Source organism: Halalkalibacter oceani (assembly GCF_040544555.1).
Classification (GTDB): domain Bacteria; phylum Bacillota; class Bacilli; order Bacillales; family Bacillaceae_D; genus Halalkalibacter; species Halalkalibacter oceani.
The window spans coordinates 1-16,631 of sequence record NZ_JBEPKD010000010.1; the positions used below are offsets into that span (position 1 = coordinate 1).

15 protein-coding genes, 1 tRNA gene and 3 rRNA genes are annotated in these 16,631 nt (G+C 47.5%); 18 read left to right on the top strand and 1 reads right to left on the bottom strand.

Annotation, left to right across the window (positions count from 1 at the left end; all coding sequences use genetic code 11):
- From ABMB67_RS12350 to ABMB67_RS12375, 6 genes are all read left to right on the top strand, one after another.
- Positions 1-581: ribosomal RNA gene (locus ABMB67_RS12350) — 23S ribosomal RNA — on the top strand; the annotation flags it as partial.
- A gap of 229 nt (positions 582-810) precedes the next feature.
- Positions 811-926: ribosomal RNA gene (rrf, locus tag ABMB67_RS12355) — 5S ribosomal RNA — on the top strand.
- Between the two features lie 211 nt (positions 927-1,137).
- Entirely contained in the window at positions 1,138-1,548 is a 411-nt protein-coding gene (locus ABMB67_RS12360) for a fluoride efflux transporter FluC (protein ID WP_251224511.1), read from the top strand.
- The gene (gene crcB, locus ABMB67_RS12365) at positions 1,545-1,925 is read left to right on the top strand and encodes a fluoride efflux transporter CrcB (protein WP_251224512.1); all 381 of its coding nucleotides are present in this window, start codon (positions 1,545-1,547) and stop codon (positions 1,923-1,925) included. The genes ABMB67_RS12360 and crcB overlap by 4 nt, the downstream gene beginning before the upstream one ends.
- A gap of 21 nt (positions 1,926-1,946) precedes the next feature.
- Positions 1,947-3,095 (top strand): trans-sulfuration enzyme family protein, encoded by a 1,149-nt coding sequence (locus ABMB67_RS12370; RefSeq protein ID WP_251224513.1) that lies wholly within the window; start codon positions 1,947-1,949, stop codon positions 3,093-3,095.
- A gap of 176 nt (positions 3,096-3,271) precedes the next feature.
- A complete protein-coding gene (locus ABMB67_RS12375) occupies positions 3,272-5,440 on the top strand; it encodes a choice-of-anchor I family protein (protein ID WP_354572252.1) in 2,169 nt (722 codons plus the stop codon).
- A gap of 100 nt (positions 5,441-5,540) precedes the next feature.
- Here ABMB67_RS12375 and ABMB67_RS12380 read toward each other — a convergent pair whose 3' ends face one another.
- Positions 5,541-5,690, bottom strand: coding sequence for a hypothetical protein (locus ABMB67_RS12380; RefSeq protein ID WP_251224515.1), 150 nt, complete (start codon positions 5,688-5,690; stop codon positions 5,541-5,543).
- A 177-nt stretch (positions 5,691-5,867) separates the two neighbouring features.
- On the opposite strand from ABMB67_RS12380, the gene rrf (ABMB67_RS12385) reads away from it, so the two are divergent.
- From rrf (ABMB67_RS12385) to ABMB67_RS12440, 12 genes are all read left to right on the top strand, one after another.
- Positions 5,868-5,983: ribosomal RNA gene (rrf, locus tag ABMB67_RS12385) — 5S ribosomal RNA — on the top strand.
- Between the two features lie 172 nt (positions 5,984-6,155).
- A tRNA-Met gene (locus tag ABMB67_RS12390) sits at positions 6,156-6,229 on the top strand.
- Positions 6,230-6,375: 146 nt separating this feature from the next.
- Positions 6,376-7,353, top strand: a complete 978-nt coding sequence (gene thiL / locus ABMB67_RS12395; RefSeq protein ID WP_354572253.1) for a thiamine-phosphate kinase — start codon at positions 6,376-6,378, stop codon at positions 7,351-7,353.
- Between the two features lie 17 nt (positions 7,354-7,370).
- Positions 7,371-7,826 (top strand): tRNA (adenosine(37)-N6)-threonylcarbamoyltransferase complex ATPase subunit type 1 TsaE, encoded by a 456-nt coding sequence (gene tsaE / locus ABMB67_RS12400; protein ID WP_251224517.1) that lies wholly within the window; start codon positions 7,371-7,373, stop codon positions 7,824-7,826.
- Positions 7,823-8,536 carry a tRNA (adenosine(37)-N6)-threonylcarbamoyltransferase complex dimerization subunit type 1 TsaB gene (gene tsaB, locus ABMB67_RS12405; protein WP_251224518.1) on the top strand — a complete coding sequence of 238 codons (714 nt, stop codon included), beginning with the start codon at positions 7,823-7,825 and terminating at the stop codon, positions 8,534-8,536. The genes tsaE and tsaB overlap by 4 nt, the downstream gene beginning before the upstream one ends.
- Positions 8,533-8,991 (top strand): ribosomal protein S18-alanine N-acetyltransferase, encoded by a 459-nt coding sequence (gene rimI / locus ABMB67_RS12410; protein ID WP_251224519.1) that lies wholly within the window; start codon positions 8,533-8,535, stop codon positions 8,989-8,991. Before tsaB ends, rimI begins: the two co-directional genes overlap by 4 nt.
- The gene (gene tsaD / locus ABMB67_RS12415) at positions 8,988-9,995 is read left to right on the top strand and encodes a tRNA (adenosine(37)-N6)-threonylcarbamoyltransferase complex transferase subunit TsaD (protein ID WP_354572254.1); all 1,008 of its coding nucleotides are present in this window, start codon (positions 8,988-8,990) and stop codon (positions 9,993-9,995) included. Before rimI ends, tsaD begins: the two co-directional genes overlap by 4 nt.
- Positions 9,996-10,308: 313 nt before the next feature.
- Positions 10,309-12,453 (top strand): hypothetical protein, encoded by a 2,145-nt coding sequence (locus ABMB67_RS12420; RefSeq protein WP_354572255.1) that lies wholly within the window; start codon positions 10,309-10,311, stop codon positions 12,451-12,453.
- A 252-nt stretch (positions 12,454-12,705) separates the two neighbouring features.
- Positions 12,706-13,548, top strand: a complete 843-nt coding sequence (locus ABMB67_RS12425; RefSeq protein ID WP_354572256.1) for a metallophosphoesterase family protein — start codon at positions 12,706-12,708, stop codon at positions 13,546-13,548.
- Between the two features lie 33 nt (positions 13,549-13,581).
- Positions 13,582-14,190 (top strand): glycerol-3-phosphate responsive antiterminator, encoded by a 609-nt coding sequence (locus ABMB67_RS12430; protein ID WP_251193792.1) that lies wholly within the window; start codon positions 13,582-13,584, stop codon positions 14,188-14,190.
- A 208-nt stretch (positions 14,191-14,398) separates the two neighbouring features.
- Complete coding sequence (locus ABMB67_RS12435; protein ID WP_354572257.1) at positions 14,399-15,712, top strand: ABC transporter substrate-binding protein; 1,314 nt, start codon at positions 14,399-14,401, stop codon at positions 15,710-15,712.
- A 78-nt stretch (positions 15,713-15,790) separates the two neighbouring features.
- The gene (locus ABMB67_RS12440) at positions 15,791-16,627 is read left to right on the top strand and encodes an HAD family hydrolase (protein ID WP_354572258.1); all 837 of its coding nucleotides are present in this window, start codon (positions 15,791-15,793) and stop codon (positions 16,625-16,627) included.
- Positions 16,628-16,631 lie beyond the last annotated feature (4 nt).

Sequence of the window (16,631 nt, forward strand, 5' to 3'; positions counted from 1 at the left end):
AGAGTGCAAAGGCATAAGGGAGCTTGACTGCGAGACCTACAAGTCGAGCAGGGACGAAAGTCGGGCTTAGTGATCCGGTGGTTCCGCATGGAAGGGCCATCGCTCAACGGATAAAAGCTACCCTGGGGATAACAGGCTTATCTCCCCCAAGAGTCCACATCGACGGGGAGGTTTGGCACCTCGATGTCGGCTCATCGCATCCTGGGGCTGAAGTAGGTCCCAAGGGTTGGGCTGTTCGCCCATTAAAGCGGTACGCGAGCTGGGTTCAGAACGTCGTGAGACAGTTCGGTCCCTATCCGTCGCGGGCGCAGGAAATTTGAGAGGAGCTGTCCTTAGTACGAGAGGACCGGGATGGACACACCGCTGGTGTACCAGTTGTTCCGCCAGGAGCATAGCTGGGTAGCTACGTGTGGACGGGATAAGTGCTGAAAGCATCTAAGCATGAAGCCCCCCTCAAGATGAGATTTCCCATGGAGGTAATCCAGTAAGACCCCTTAGAGATGATGAGGTTGATAGGTCTGGTGTGGAAGCGTGGCGACACGTGGAGCTGACAGATACTAATCGGTCGAGGACTTATCCAAGCAATTCTTGGCACTTGCACAATCATGATCTAGTTTTGAAAGAATCAAGTCCATGTCCCTGCCTTTTCGGGACATGGACGCAGCAATGTGCGGAGTCGCTACAAGTTTTTCAAAGTCTAGAGAGGAGTGGGGTTCTCCACTCTAGACGAGTAGCGTACGGAGCCATTGCGATTTTCCCCGATATAGATTGATCAAAGAGAACCTAACAAGGTAATCTGAAGATCAAAAGTCCGGTGGCGATAGCGAAGAGGTCACACCCGTTCCCATGCCGAACACGGTCGTTAAGCTCTTCAGCGCCGATGGTAGTTGGGGGCTTCCCCCTGTGAGAGTAGGACGTTGCCGGGCGATAAAGTACAATCCAAGCGGATTGTGCTTTTTTTGTGTATGAGGAAATGAAAAAGTTGATGGAGCTGCATGAGTAAGTGCGAAGGAAATCGTGTTGCTCTCTGGTTGCCAGGCGATAAAGTACGCTCCTAAATGGAGGGGATGGCAAAAAGACTTGTCACTTGATCCTTTCATACGTTAAAATCGTACTATTCGCAAGGGTGGGGATAGGATGAAGATCTCTGTGATGAAAAATATTGGGGCAGTTGCGGCAGGGGGAGCCATTGGCACTTTGCTTCGCTATTATGTCAATTTATATTTACTGACAAGCAGTTTTCCAATGGGAACATTAATTGAAAATATAACAGGCAGTTTTGCATTGGGGGCGTTGACTGGCTGGTTTTTGTCCCGGCAGCGCCGCGAATGGCTGAGAGTTGGCCTCGGAGTTGGGATATGCGGGGGCTTCACGACGATGTCGACCCTTGCTGCCGACAGTACGGCTTTGCTGTTAGAGGCACAATGGTTGCCTGCTTTTCTCTACTTGCTGCTGTCAGTCTTTGGAGGCGTGATGAGTGCGTTAGCCGGCCTTTTACTTGGCCAAAAGTTGGCAGCTAAAAGGGGAAGAGAGGTGAAGCTGAATTGAACTTTGCGTTACTGTTTGCCAGCGCGGGAGGAGCAGCAGGGGCGGTGTCCCGCTATGTCTTGGGACTTTACATTATGAAAAAGCTTGTCTCTCAACCTTTCCCTTTGGCAATGTTGATTGTAAATGTTCTAGGTTCATTTGGGCTGGGTTTTTTTTATGGAGCTTATTTTCAACAAATTCCTCAAGCTTATGAAGAGCCGTTATTTCTTTTTCTGGCCCTCGGTTATTTCGGTGCATTTACGACTTTTTCGACTTTTAGTGTAGAGGCTGTTCAATTGTATCAGCAAAGACGATGGCTGCATCTGTTTCTTTATATGGGGTTGTCGATTTTCGGATCGATTTGTTTGTTTATGACCGGATTTATGGTAATGAGATAAAAGCGATAAGGAGTGGGGAAGATGAAAGAGTCACATTTTAATACGAGAACGGTTCATTTTCAAAAAAAAGAGAAAGCGCGAAATATGAGTAAGGCAAAGCCGATCTATCAGACCTCAGCTTTCGTATTCACCGATCTCGATGATATGGAAAGCTTTTATGAAGGGGAGAAGGAGTATTTATATACTCGCTACAGTAACCCTAATACTGATGATCTTGGAAAAGGAGTTGCTTTATTAGAAGAAGCCGATGATGGGGTTGCGGCGGCTTCCGGAATGGCGGTCATTTTGGCAGGGATTCTTGCTATCGCGAAACAGGGAGATCACATTATCGCTTCAGATGATTTGTACGGTGGGACGTATACTCTCTTTGCCCAAGAGCTGGCGAACTTTGATATTGAAGTAAGCTTCGTTTCCTTTAAAAATTTGGATGACGTAAAAGACGCGATCACTGAAAAAACCGTTTTGCTCTATACCGAGTCGATCACGAATCCGCTCCTTCGCGTAGAGCAGCTGGCAGAGGTCATTCAACTGGCGAAAGCGAAAAAGATAAAGACGATCATTGATAATACATTCGCAACGCCGTATTTGCTACAGCCGATCAAGCTGGGCGCTGATCTCGTTGTGCATAGTGCGACAAAATACATCGGGGGTCACAGTGATGTGACAGCGGGTGTATTGGCTGGAGAGCAGTCATTAATCGATGCAGCCAGAGCAAAAATTGTTACGTTTGGAAGTAATTTAACGCCATTTGAAGCTTGGCTGGCATGCAGAGGATTAAAGACGTTAAGCATTCGCATGGAACGGCAGAGTGCAAATGCGGCTGCTTTGGCTGCCGCGATGGAGGAAAACGAAGGCGTTTCCCGTGTTTATTATCCAAAGGATGTTTCCGAGAAAGGGAACGGGGCGATGGTAAGTATAGATCTTAAGCAAACCGTTAACGTCGAGACCTTTTTCAAGTCGCTTGGATGGGTAAAAATTGCACCGACTTTGGCGGGCGTTGAAACGACGGTCTCGTATCCAATCCGGACTTCGCATCGAACGATTCCAGAGAAATTAAGACAGGAGCTGGGGATTGGAGAACAACTTGTTCGTATTTCGGTCGGAATAGAAGATGAACGTGATATTATTGAAGCTTTTCAGCGCGCGATCACTTTAGCTCAGTCGAAATGAGAGAGGGACAAAACTAGTTAGCATTAGGGGCTGTGTCAAGAGGTAAAACAACCAACCTTTTGGCGCGGTCCTTTTGTGCTCAATCTTTAGACAAACATTAGCATAGCTTAATCTTTCCTTTACATTCGTTCAGTATGATAAAAACTGAAATATAAGGAAAGAAAGGAAAGAAAACATTGAAAAAACTTTTAACAGGACTCACATTAGCAGGAACACTTTTATTCTCAGTTCAGCCTTATCATGTACTGGCGGAAGCACCACCATTTGTTCAATATGGTCAAACAGGACTTCACGTGTCACAGCTCGCCCAGTACGACAGTCGAGCGGGAGAAGGCGGGACGGAGATTCTTGCCTACGATGCTGCAAGTCAAAAAGCTTTTGTGACAAACGGGGCGGAAGCAGGGTTGGATATTTTGTCGTTTGCCGTGCTAACTTCCGGAGAGTTTCGCCAAATAGAATCAATCCGCCGTATTCATGTAGCTGATTTCGGTCTTGAGCAGGTGGAGGATATTACAAGTGTAGCTTCACACCCGAGTGAGGATCTCATTGCTTTGGCAGTTGTCAGTAATCCGAAGACAGATCCAGGCTATATTGTATTTTTAACGAAATCAGGCGATTATCTTACCCATGTTCAAGTCGGAGCACTGCCGGATATGGTGACGTTTTCGCCGGATGGTACGAAAGCGCTTGTCGCAAATGAAGGAGAGCCCAACGATGATTATAGTGTCGACCCGGAAGGATCAGTTTCGATCATTGATCTGACAGCCGGGGTAGCAGCCGAGAGTTCATTAAACGTGAATACGCTTCTGTTTGATGAAAAGCTGTTTGATGAAAACGTACGTGTTTCCTCAAAAGGCAGTGTAGAACAACAAATCGAACCTGAATACATTGTTGTCAGTGAGGACAGCAGCACGGCTTATGTAGCTTTGCAGGAAAATAACGCTGTGGCGATTATTGATTTACAAGCGGAGAAAGTAACAGCAGTTAAAGGATTAGGGGAAAAGGATCATTCGATTCCTGGTAATGAACTGGACGGGAAAGAGGATGGCGAAATCAATATTGAAAACCTGCCGTTACTTGGCTGGCGGATGCCGGATGCGATTGATACTTTTAGCGTGAATGGCCAAACCTATATTGTGACTCCGAATGAAGGGGACGCCCGTGACTATGATGCCTATTCCGAAGAAGTGAAAATCGGCGAGATACTTGATCAAATTGAGTTAAATGCAGAGCATTATCAAGGATATTCACAAGAAGAGCTTGATGAACTCGTTGAAGCAGGACTACTTGAAAGCATGGAGGATACACTCGTTACAGCGGAGAATGGAAAAAATGATCAAGGTATTTATGAAGCTCTCTACTCTTTTGGTGGGCGAAGCTTTTCCATTTTTAACGCCGATACGATGGAACTGGTCTATGACAGTGGGGCTGAATTTGAACAGATAATGGCAGAAGCTATGCCTGAACATTTTAACACGACGAATGATAAGTTGCAGTTTGATGGGCGGAGCGATGCAAAAGGTCCTGAGCCGGAAACTGTTGTGACCGGGCAGATTGGCGATTCCATCTATGCTTTTACCGCCTTAGAGCGTTTTGGAGCAATTATGGTCTATGATGTGACAGATCCGGAAGCTTCCGAATTTGTGACGATGATTTCCAGCCGGGACTTTACTGTAGATGTTGGCGGAGATGTCTCGCCGGAAGGCCTTGTTTTTATTGACGCAGCAGATAGTCCGACCGGATATCCACTCCTATCGGCGACCCATGAAATCTCAGGTACGGTGGCAGTGTATGAGATTCAAGAACAACTTGGGGAGCCGACACCAATTCCTGATGTTGATCAGGAACATGAGGCTTATTCATATATTATGGAATTGTTGGAAAGGGAAGTAATTGATGCCGGAGAATTTCGCCCAGCGGCGACTTTGACAAGAGAAGACCTGGTCGTAATGGTGAGTCGCGGGCTTGGGCTGGAGCCAAGTGATCAATCAGGAACGTTTACTGACGTTCATGGAGAAAATGCGTCGCTTATCCAAGCCGCTTATGAAGCCGGGATCGTGAATGGAACAGCCGATCATCTATTTGCGCCGGAGGAGTTTATTACAAGAGAACAAATGGCAGTCATTTTTACTAGAGCTTTTCACTATATAAATGAAGAAACAGTAGAAACAAGCGAAGTTGAATTTATGGATGATGAGCAGATTAGTGGTTATGCGAAGGCCGCTGCTCAATATGCTGTTGATCTGGGTTGGATGAAAGCGACGGAAGAAGAGTTTCAGCCGAAAGCGAATAGCTCACGGGCTGAAGCCGCGGAAATGATTTCCCTTTTTCTGAATGATTTGTAAGGCTTCCTCTAAGGAAGGAAATTGAGTAAACAGGTAGGAAAATGGGGTGGTCAAAAGGGATGTTTTCCCTGATGATCACCCCATTCATATTTAGAGACCATTAGTCGTATTGATGTAAATATTCAAAGAACTGCTGCAGAAGTGGTACATCATCTGTAGCGATGAGGACTGGAAGAACTAACACAGCGAGTAACAGACCAACCGGTGTAAGTAACATCACCCGAAATGGATTCATCATTTTTTTTAGCATACTGTTCTCCCCCTTTTTGTAAAAGTGAATGTTTTGTGAATTTTCTTGTTTATATCATAACATGTAAGCGCTATCATTATCAAGTTTTTTGTACATTTTGTGAATAAATCTTTTTGTTGATAAAAAGCTTGAAGTGATAAGCTCAATATGGTATTATGGATCTTGTGTCAGAGACAGTCCGGTGGCGATAGCGAAGAGGTCACACCCGTTCCCATGCCGAACACGGTCGTTAAGCTCTTCAGCGCCGATGGTAGTTGGGGGCTTCCCCCTGTGAGAGTAGGACGTTGCCGGGCTGTTCTGCATAAAAGATGAACAAGTTGGCCATACTTTCATTAAGGTCATACATGTTACATAATGCAGTTGAGAGAATAAGTAAGCTCGACGCATGAAAGCTTCCTTGAATAATCGGGAAGAGGAGAGTTCTAATCTTCTATGTAAAAGCATCATTCAATAACTTTTTAACGACGCGGGGTGGAGCAGTCTGGTAGCTCGTCGGGCTCATAACCCGAAGGTCGGCGGTTCAAATCCGTCCCCCGCAATACCAAAAACCGAAGCGGATTGTTTCGGTTTTTTTCTTATGTTCGGACAGGAAATAGGCATTTCGCATGAAATCGGATAAACTAGAAGAGAGATGAGGTTCATAAATTTTGAAAAGTTCTAGCCTGGATAAAGGAGAGTCGTAAAGATGGATGAATTTGCTTTCATCAACAGTATTATGCCGAGTCAGGCTCAGCAGCCTTCTTTAATCAAAGGGATCGGTGATGATGCCGCTGTGTACAAAACTTCAGGGCAGGCGGACCAGGTTGTCTGTGTAGATACTCTCGTCGAGGGGGTCCATTTTCGGCGTGATACGCTCTCCCCTTATCAGATTGGTGTAAAAGGACTCGCCAGCAATATTAGCGATCTCGCTGCAATGGGGGCGACGCCGGCCTTTTATCTTGTATCGATAGCGGTTCCTGAATCATGGAATGAAAAAGAACTGCGTGAGATTTATCAGGGCATGGAGGAACTGGCAGCGGAATATAGAATGGATTTAATCGGCGGTGATACGGTTTCTACTCCTGCGGCGCTTGTGCTGACGATCACAGTAATTGGTCAGGTGGAGCGCACAAAGGCCAAGTATCGTCATGATGCACGGGCGGGAGATCTTGTGTTTCTGACAGGCTATGTCGGATCTTCAGCAGCCGGGCTGGAACTGTTGCTGAAAAGGGGCAGAACGGGGAGTTTTTCGGAGAAGGAGCTGGCATTGGTGAAAGCTCATCAGGAGCCTTCTCCTCATGTCGAGCAAGCTGGTCTGTTCGCGGGATTTGCCGGACGAGTGGCGTTAAATGATATTAGTGATGGGGTCGCTAGTGAAGCGTATGAAATAGCAGAAGCGAGTGGTGTGTCGATTGTCATTGGCGCTGATTCCCTTCCGTTTCATCCTGGCATGGACGAGCATTCCTTTCAACAACGGCTTGACTGGGCGCTGTATGGCGGGGAGGATTATGTTCTGCTCGGAGCAGCAGCGCCCGCTGATGTAAAGGAATTAAAGGAACGTTTTTCGGCCAGGCAGCTCTCTTTTTTTGAAGTGGGACATATCGAAGAAGGAGAGCCGGGTGTTTTTTTAAGGCACAACGGTCAGCTGAAAAAACTGGAGAAGCAAGGCTATAATCATTTTTAAAAGCGCAGGTGAAGAAGATGCAGGAATGGACAGTGGTGACCCGCAGTCCTGATGAAACCGCGGGATTGGCGGAGCGGCTAGGTCAGCTGGTGGCGGCAGGTGATGTCATTACGCTGGCAGGAGATTTAGGAGCCGGAAAAACGAGCTTTACAAAAGGGCTGGCCAAAGGTCTTGGCGTAAAGGGAGTCGTAAATAGTCCGACCTTTACCATCATTAAAGAATATCAAGGGCGGTTACCGCTCTATCATATGGATGTGTACCGAATGGAGGACGAAGCGGAGGAGCTCGGCTTAGAGGAATATTTTTATGGTGAAGGCGTTTCGGTGGTTGAGTGGCCGACAAGGATTGAAGAGCAGTTGCCAGAGAATCATCTCAGTATTGCGATCTATCATCTGGATGAGACGAGCCGAAAGTTGACGGTAACAGCGTCAGGAGAGCGAGAGCAGCAGCTCGGTAAGGAGTGGCTGGAATGAGTAAACAATTAGCAATTGATACATCTTCCTTTATTATGGGAGTGGCGCTGACGGATGATGAACGAACGGTTGCCGAGCTGACGACGAATCTGAAAAAAAATCATTCGCTTCGTTTAATGCCGGCGATTGAGCAGATGATGAAAGAAGCGGAGATTTCTCCCCGTGAGCTTGAGAAAATCATCGTCGCCAAGGGACCAGGTTCGTATACCGGGGTGAGAATCGGTGTCACGACAGCGAAAACGATGGCGTGGTCGCTCGGCATTCCGGTCGTTGGCGTATCCAGTTTGGCGGTGCTGGCCCAAGCGGGGCGTTTCTTTCACGGTGTAATCGTTCCTCTGATGGATGCGCGGCGCGGTCAGGTTTATACCGGGAGCTACATAGCGGAAGGGGTGGAAGTCAGACCGCGGGGAGAAGATCGTCTCCTGATGCTGACAGATTGGCTGGAATGGTTGAGTAAGCAGGAGCAGGATGTGCTGTTCATCGGTCAGGATGTGGCGTTGCACAAAGAGACAATCGTCGAACGCTTAGGGGAACGGGCCTGTTTTGTGCCGGGAACTGCTCAATTACCGCGGCCGGCTGAGCTTGCGAGATTAGGCCGCCATCTTCAAGGAGAGTCGTCCCCTCATGCGCTCGTTCCTGATTATTTGCAGCTGGCGGAGGCGGAAGCGAAATGGCAGAAAGCCCAGATGGAAAAGGATCCAAAAGCATGATTGAACAAGAAAGGGAACTCATTCGCTTTATGACAGAGGACGATATTAAGGACGTAATGGACGTGGAGCGGGACGCTTTTTCCGTTCCGTGGGATCCGGCTGTTTTTCATAATGAATTAACGTCCAATCAATTTGCTCATTATCTTGTGTATGAATATGAAGAGCGTGTCATTGGGTATTGCGGGCTTTGGGTGGTGATGGACGAAGCTCAGATTACAAACATCGCCATCCATTCGCGCTTTCGCGGGCAAAAGAGAGGTGAAAAGCTGCTCAGTTTTGCGATGGCTTTCGCGAAACAACTGGGAGCGGCGACCTTATCACTGGAGGTTAGGGTATCGAATGAAGTGGCGCAAAATCTTTATCGGAAGCTAGGGTTTGAGCCAGGCGGAATTCGAAAAAATTATTATGCGGATAACTTGGAAGACGCATTAGTCATGTGGGTGAAGCTAATATGAAAACGGAAGAATTGATCCTTGCAATCGAGACGAGCTGTGATGAAACATCGGCCGCTGTGATCAAAGGAGGGACAGACATTGTTAGTAACATTGTCTCCTCGCAAATTGAGAGCCATAAACGTTTTGGCGGCGTCGTGCCGGAAGTGGCGTCACGTCATCATGTTGAACAGATTACACTGATCGTCGAGCAGGCAATGAAGGAAGCGCAGGTGAGCTTTTCCGACCTTGATGCAGTGGCGGTGACGGAGGGGCCGGGGCTTGTCGGAGCGCTGTTAATCGGTGTGAACGCGGCAAAAGCGATTGCCTTTGCTCGGGGGCTTCCTTTAATCGGCGTTCATCATATCGCCGGACATATTTACGCGAATCAGCTTGTGCGGCCGTTAACGTATCCATTGCTTGCGCTCGTTGTCTCGGGCGGCCATACCGAGCTTGTTTACATGGAAAAGGAAGGAAGCTTTACGATTATTGGCCAAACCCGGGATGACGCGGTTGGCGAAGCGTATGATAAAGTGGCAAGAACATTGGGCTTGCCTTATCCGGGCGGGCCGCATATTGATCGGCTGGCGGCTGCGGGAGAAGCGACGATTTCCTTTCCGCGTGCCTGGCTTGAGAGTGATTCCTACGATTTCAGCTTCAGCGGGCTGAAATCGGCTGTCATTAATACGCTTCACAATTACAGGCAGCGCGGTGAAGAGGTAAAAGTCGAGGACGTCGCCGCAAGCTTCCAGCAAAGCGTGATTGATGTGCTCGTCGGCAAGACAAAGCGGGCGGTTGAGGAGCTGGAGGTTAAGCAGCTTCTGTTGGCAGGAGGGGTAGCGGCCAACAAAGGATTGCGTGCTGCATTGGAGAAAGAATTTTCCTCGTCGGTTGAGCTGATCATCCCCCCGCTCGAGCTGTGCACCGACAATGCGGCGATGATAGGCGCGGCGGCCAGTATAAGATGGAAGCAGCAGCGTTTCTCAGGCTATGAACTAAACGGAAACCCAGGTTTATCATTAATGTAGCGATAAATATTTGTTTAAAACCATTTAAGGGTGTAAAGGCTATCCTTAAATGGTTTTTTTATGCTAGTAAAGTGGGAAAAAGGGACTGCGGCCGAGTTGTGCACAGTATTTATCCACATCATTGTGAGTAATGGGGATAAGCTCTGAAAAAACGATAAAATCGAAGGATGAGCTGTGGTTAATTAAAATGTGGATAAAGCTGTTCATAATGTGGATAAATAAAAGGATAGTAGGAAATACGCTGTTTTTTATGTGAATAAGTTTGTGGGTAATGTGGATATGTCAGAAAATTAGGTCGAAATGAGGAAGGACAATGTCGAAAAAATCGCTTATTGGATGGCTATGCGTCATCTTCTTGATTTGCCCTGTGGATACGTGGGCGGCAGAATCAGAAGCGAAGCAGGTCGTTGTCATGATTGTACCCGGCCTTTCCTTTCATGAAGCAGGCTGGTTTCTTGAGCAGGATGACTCATCTATTTGGGACAAGGCGGCGATGGGGGCGATGAATATCCGCCCTGACGGCCCTTATTCTTATTTGAATAATATGATGACGTTAAGTTTAGGAGTGCGAACAGTCGGCGTTAAAGGATGGAACAGCTACCAGCTTGGCGAAAGCTTTCAGGAGATGGATGTTGCTCAGTGGATGTCCCAGGTCGGTTGGCGGACGGCAGGTGGAAATCTGTTTCACCCTTATTATCCACAACTTAAGAAAAAGAACACGGCTGTGACGACCGGTTTATTAGGGCAAATGCTTGAAGATGCTGGGGTTGAACGGCGGGTTTTTGGTCATAGCGATACGACTGTTGAACAGCTGCGTTACGGTTCCTTGCTCATTATGAATCAACAAGGGGAAGGTGAGGGAAGCTTACTCGAAGCTGTGCGCGCTAATCCACAGGCGCCGTCCGGTGTTGAGATGAATCCGTCTTTTCTTATGGAGCAGTTGGCGGAAGCAAAAGACCGGCGGCAATTAAGCGTAATTGAATGGGGCGACTTACACCGGCTCTATGAGCAGAAACCTTTTATCGAGGAGCAGCTTTTTGCGGATAAACGCCAGCAGCAATTACAGCGGTTAAGCAGCTTTTTACAGGAGCTGAATGAGAGCGGCTATGCGGAGGAAATCTGGCTATTGGCACCGATGATGAATGAGGACGCTTATCGCGAGAAACAGCAGCTGGCCCCGGTGTTTTATTGGGGAGAGAAGAAGGGGGAGATGCTTACGTCGGCGACGACGAAGCAGCCGTATTTGGTTAGCAGTCTTGATGTCATCCCGACGCTGCTTGACTCTTTCGGCCTATCAAGCGGTGAAGTGCATCTTACCGGAGAGATCATCCGCCAGGAGCGAAGCGACGGCGGAAATATTTCCAAGGCTGTCGATGAAATGGTCCTTATTTATAAAAGTCGCGCCAATGTGTTATCAACCTATATTTCCTTTCTCGTTATCGCCCTGATTACAGCGGGAGGGTTCAGCTTCATCACAGAAGGATCGAAACAGATGTACCGCAAGCTAATCCGTCTCCTGCTCCTTTCGATGCTCTGGTCGCCGTTTTGGTTTTTGGCGTTGGCCCGGCTGACACCGTATACAGGGGTGTGGGGCTTTATCATCCTGTTAATTATTAGTTCGATTACATGTGGATATCTCGTGGATCAAACAAGAATTCCGATTTTCTGGACGGGTCTTGTCACCTTTTTGCTGCTGACGTGCGATGTTGCACTCGGCTCTCCGTTTATGCAGCGCTCGTATTTAGGCTATGATCCCATCATTGGTGCGCGCTATTACGGCATGGGAAATGAGTTTGCCGGGGTTTATCTGATCGTTGCTTTAATGGTGTTGATGCCGTTATTATCTTATCCCCGCAAATGGCTGGCGCTTACCGGGGCGGGAGTGCTGGCGATCGTGGTGATTCTCGTGCTCGGAAAAAGCACGCTGGGGACGAATGCCGGGGCGACTTTATCAGCGATGATTACATTCGCTTTCCTGCTATCTCGGCTCTGTCAATCGCGTTTGTCAGCGGGGAGGTTTGCGATAATGACGCTCGCTGTGCTGGTCGGTGGCGTCCTGCTCTTGTTTATTCTGCAGCTAACGGGTGAACGGACTCATATTGGCTCGGCCTTTGAGAGGCTTTTACAGGGGGATGTAAGGTTCATTATCGACTTGATCCAGAGGAAGCTGGCAATGAACTTCAAGCTGTTTAAGCATTCCAATTGGACACAGCTGTTAGTAACAAGCTATTTGCTCGGGGCGATTGTGCTGTGGAGAAAGCGGCGTCAGTTAAAAAGAGCTGATATGCAGCTTTTTATGCAGGCCGGAGTCGTCGCTTCGTTCTCTTTGCTGCTTTTTAATGATTCCGGCGTCGTGGCGGCGGCTACTTCGATGTTCTGTGTTGTATCGAGCTATTACTTCTGGCTGGTTAAATCTGCAAAAGAGCCGGAAGCTGGAAAGGATAACAGCTTTTTATAAGGAAACTAAACATTCCCTTAATAATCACTTAACAATGTAACCGTATAGTGAACGTAAGAAGTAAATAAACAAAGACCATTAAGGTAGAGAATAGGAGAAACCTTGCTTACTGTCTGCGAAGGACAGTAGGAGAGGTTTTTTCATTTTTTTGAAAGAGAAGCCGTTCAAAAAACGAAAAAACCACCGACAGATTTTGGATTGTTGGACAAGCCGATGTTCCATGATGATTGAAACGAAGAGAGGAGAATGAAAGTGAAACTGGCACTTATCGGGGATTTGCACTATCCGGACATTGATGCAGCTATTGACGGGTTGGCTGAAGCACGGGAAGTCTTTTACAAAAGGTTTATCGATCACTTTCTTCAAGTTGAGGCGGATTTGTATCTTTCACTTGGTGATTTGACCAATTACGGCCACTCAAGTGAATTGGAGGATATTTATCGTCTGATTAACCATCATCAAAAAAACTTCATTCACGTTCTAGGAAATCATGATCTATATGCGCAAACGCGGGAAGCGGTGCTGACGATTTCGGGTCAAAAGCGCTATCACACGATTGAGACCGATGAAGCTGTCCTCGCTTTTCTTGATACGGCGAAAGAAATGGATTATGAAGATTGGGGCGGCTGGCTGGACGAAGAGCAGCTTGATTGGTTAGAAGAGGTTGTCGCTGAATCGGGGACGAAGCCGCTACTTGTCTTTGCCCATCATCCGGTTTATCAAACGACGAAGCGCTCTGATCATGAAAAAGGGTCGATTCATCCGGAGATCGATGTCTGGTCGATTTTGGAGAAAAAGCGCGGAATCGGAATGTATTTCAATGGTCACACCCATATTGATTCGATTGTGAAAAAGGAAAATTGGACCTTTGTCCAAGTGTCGGCTTGTCTTGATCAGCATGCGCTGCGTCTGATTGAGCTTACGCCGGAAGAAATCATTGTCTCGGCGGTGGATGTAGAGGATCTTGTCATGGCGGAAGCCGCTCCTGTTGTCTACAAGCATATGAATCACTTCACCCATCAAACCGATGTACGGGGAGAAGCGATTGATCGTGAATGCCGGGTGTCGCTCTTGCCGGTTGTTGATGTAAGCTAAACCTTTTTAAAGCTTCAAGAAAGGGGAAAAGGAATGAACGGGACAAAGGATATCTTTACGCGCATAGCAGAGACGAAGAAAATCGCCGCGGTGAAAACGCCGAAGCATATTGATCTTGTATTGAAGCTGCGTGAGCAAATCGGCAGCGTCTTTCTCTTAACAGGCAACATAAATGTGATTAAGCATTATGTCGAGGTGCTAATTGAAGCCGGCCTGCCGACATTCGTCCATATCGAGAAGATCAAAGGATTAAGCAATGATAGCGACGGGCTTGATTTTATCGCCAACTATGTCAGACCAACAGGCATCGTCACAACAAAGCCGAGTTTGATCGCTTCTGCTAAGAAGCGTCAGCTTTTGACGGTGCAACGAATCTTTATGATTGACTCCGAGATTCTCGTCAACCTTCCCGTGCAGCTTGAGAGAAACAAGCCTGACATTATTGAAATTATGCCGGCCCGGATTCCTGAAATCCTCGCGGAGATTAAAACCTTTACAAAGGATGTCCCGATTATTACCGGCGGGCTGCTGACGGAAAAGGAGCATGCCGAGGCGGCTCTCGCCCATGGGGCGTTGGCTGTTTCGACCTCTAATCGGGATGTGTGGAAAGCGGACCTGGCCGGGGCGGTCGCTTATTCATAAAAGCTTTATCTTTCTTTCATGTTCTCTTAATATTTGAAAGCTATGATGACCCTAACAAGTAAATAGAATAGTTGGTGCGATGAGCAGAGAGACCTTGCCGAATAGAGATGAATGATTCTTTCATTCTGTCTATTGGAGCGAGGTCTCTTTTTTTAGAGTCTAAGGCAAGGAAGAGGAAAATAAAAGCAAATAAAAGGAGATGGATCAAATGAAAACCAGATTGTCGATGTTGCTCGTTTCAGTAATGGTGATGCTTGTGTTAGCTGCTTGTCAATCGGCCGATGATACGGCCTCCGATGCTTCGGCTAGTGGAGATGAGGGGGCTCAGGGCGGAGAGGGAGACAAAATTGAAATCACATACTGGTACGCCTGGGGAGATAAAATCGGTGAAAATAACGAGAATCTAGTTAAGATGTTTAACGAGTCGCAGGATCGCATCCACGTCACAGCTGAATATCAAGGCTCCTATGATGATTTGCACGCGAAAACACAAGCGGCGTTTGCTGCCGGGAATGCGCCGGAAGTGACGCAAAATGAAATTGCCTCCGTGGCGATTTTTGCCAACTCAGGAATGACGGAAGACTTAACGCCATTTATCGAGCGCGATGATATTGATATGGATGACTTTATCCCAGGTCTAATGGGGAATTCCTACGTTAATGAACGCTTATATGCACTGCCGTACTTACGCAGTACGCCAATTCTTTATTTGAATGCGACCCTGCTTGAAGAAGCCGGGCTTGATCCATCTGGTCCAAAAACATGGGAAGAATTTGAAGAGTATGCGAGAGCTTTGACAGTTGAAGGCGAGCGGGTTGGGATGACGTTGCCTGTAAACATTTGGTTCTATGAGGCCTATGTCGCGCAAAGCGGAGGCCAAATGATTGCCGACGATGAGCAGTCTGTCGCCTTTAACAGTGAAGCAGGAGTCGCGCCGGTTGAATTTTGGAAAAGGATGAACGATGAAGGGATTATTAAAATTCCGACAGGGGATGAAGCCGGGGACACGGCAAAGCAGGATTTTGCGAATGGGCGTGCGGCCATGACCTTCAGTTCGACGGCCGACCTTTCCTACTGGCTGACGATGGCCGATGAGCAGGGCTTTGAGTTGAATACAACCTTCATGCCGGCCAATGAGACGTACGGAGTGCCGACAGGTGGTTGTAACTTAGTCATGACTGCCGGGCTGGATGAGGAAAAGCAGGAAGCAGCGTGGGAATTTATTAAATGGATGACCGCGACGGAACAGACGGTTTATGCAAGTGAGTATACTGGGTATCTGCCTAGCCGTTTATCCGCCGTTGAAAGCGATGTGATGCAAAGCCTGTATCAGGAGTTTCCACAATATGAGGTCGCTGTCGAGCAGCTTGAGTATGCGAGACCGCGTCCAATGCTCGATCAATACCCGGAAATCTCAAAGATTCTGCAAGATGAAATTACACGCTCGCTCATTAATGAGGATAGTAGTCCCGAAGACGCGTTGAATACCGCGGCGGAAAAGGCTAATCAGTTATTGCAGTAATGCCCTGAACATGAAGGTCAAAGCGGGGTTGCGAAGTGTTGCAGCCCCTTTTTCAGCATAAGAATGGAGGTCGGATGAATGCACCCGTTTCAAACGAGTAAAGTGGCGATTTTTGATTTAGATGGAACCCTTTATCAGGAATATTCCTTCTTGGAGCGTTATATCACCTATTTATTAAAAGACAAACTGTCCGAGAGAGAGGTTCACCAGACGGTCAACGAGGCGTATCAGATTTTAGCAGGCGAGCACCCGATTCAATTAGGACATTTCCTCGATCGGGAGAAGAAAATTGTTTTTCTCTATAAGGAAGAGAGGATCGCAAAAGCTTTTTCCTGGGAGGGAGAGGAGCAAACGGTTACGCCCGACCTTGTTAATTTGGAAAGCGAGCAGCTTGCCTATCTCGGTGATCCGTGGTGTGTGGCGAATTTCTATATTGAAAAGCATCAAATTGCTCAAGAGAAGTGCGTGGCGGCTTTTAATCAAGTAAGGAAGGAAATGCTGCAATCGCCGTTTTCGATTGAACGCTGCGAGCCGTTATTTGCCGCGATTGAAAAGCTGGAGGTGGAAAGAAAAGTGTTTATGACGAATACACCGTCCCCTTCCGGCGAAGAGTTTGTCAACTATTTGAACATCGGCGGGTTGTTTGATGAATACATGTATGACGCGAAAAAACCGCTTGGAATGAGCGCCTATGTGAAACATTTACTGGAAGAGGGCTACAAGCCTGAACATATTCTCTCAATTGGCGACAATCCGTGGAATGACCTGTACCCTGTTAAAGCGGTCGGAGGAAAGACGTGCCTGATTACGCGCTATACGCATCATGGGTTATGGATGGAACCGGATGTTACTGTAAAAACGGTTGACCAGTTAGCCGAAGTACTTACTGCGAGAACGATTCAGATCACAGGGTAACAAC

Coding starts and splice junctions, on each gene's coding strand:
- ABMB67_RS12360 (WP_251224511.1), top strand. CDS start 1,138: ATGAAGATCTCTGTGATGAAAAATATTGGGGCAGTTGCGGCAGGGGGA.
- ABMB67_RS12370 (WP_251224513.1), top strand. CDS start 1,947: ATGAAAGAGTCACATTTTAATACGAGAACGGTTCATTTTCAAAAAAAA.
- ABMB67_RS12380 (WP_251224515.1), bottom strand. CDS start 5,690: ATGCTAAAAAAAATGATGAATCCATTTCGGGTGATGTTACTTACACCG.
- thiL (WP_354572253.1), top strand. CDS start 6,376: ATGGATGAATTTGCTTTCATCAACAGTATTATGCCGAGTCAGGCTCAG.
- tsaE (WP_251224517.1), top strand. CDS start 7,371: ATGCAGGAATGGACAGTGGTGACCCGCAGTCCTGATGAAACCGCGGGA.
- tsaB (WP_251224518.1), top strand. CDS start 7,823: ATGAGTAAACAATTAGCAATTGATACATCTTCCTTTATTATGGGAGTG.
- rimI (WP_251224519.1), top strand. CDS start 8,533: ATGATTGAACAAGAAAGGGAACTCATTCGCTTTATGACAGAGGACGAT.
- tsaD (WP_354572254.1), top strand. CDS start 8,988: ATGAAAACGGAAGAATTGATCCTTGCAATCGAGACGAGCTGTGATGAA.
- ABMB67_RS12420 (WP_354572255.1), top strand. CDS start 10,309: ATGTCGAAAAAATCGCTTATTGGATGGCTATGCGTCATCTTCTTGATT.
- ABMB67_RS12430 (WP_251193792.1), top strand. CDS start 13,582: ATGAACGGGACAAAGGATATCTTTACGCGCATAGCAGAGACGAAGAAA.
- ABMB67_RS12435 (WP_354572257.1), top strand. CDS start 14,399: ATGAAAACCAGATTGTCGATGTTGCTCGTTTCAGTAATGGTGATGCTT.
- ABMB67_RS12440 (WP_354572258.1), top strand. CDS start 15,791: ATGCACCCGTTTCAAACGAGTAAAGTGGCGATTTTTGATTTAGATGGA.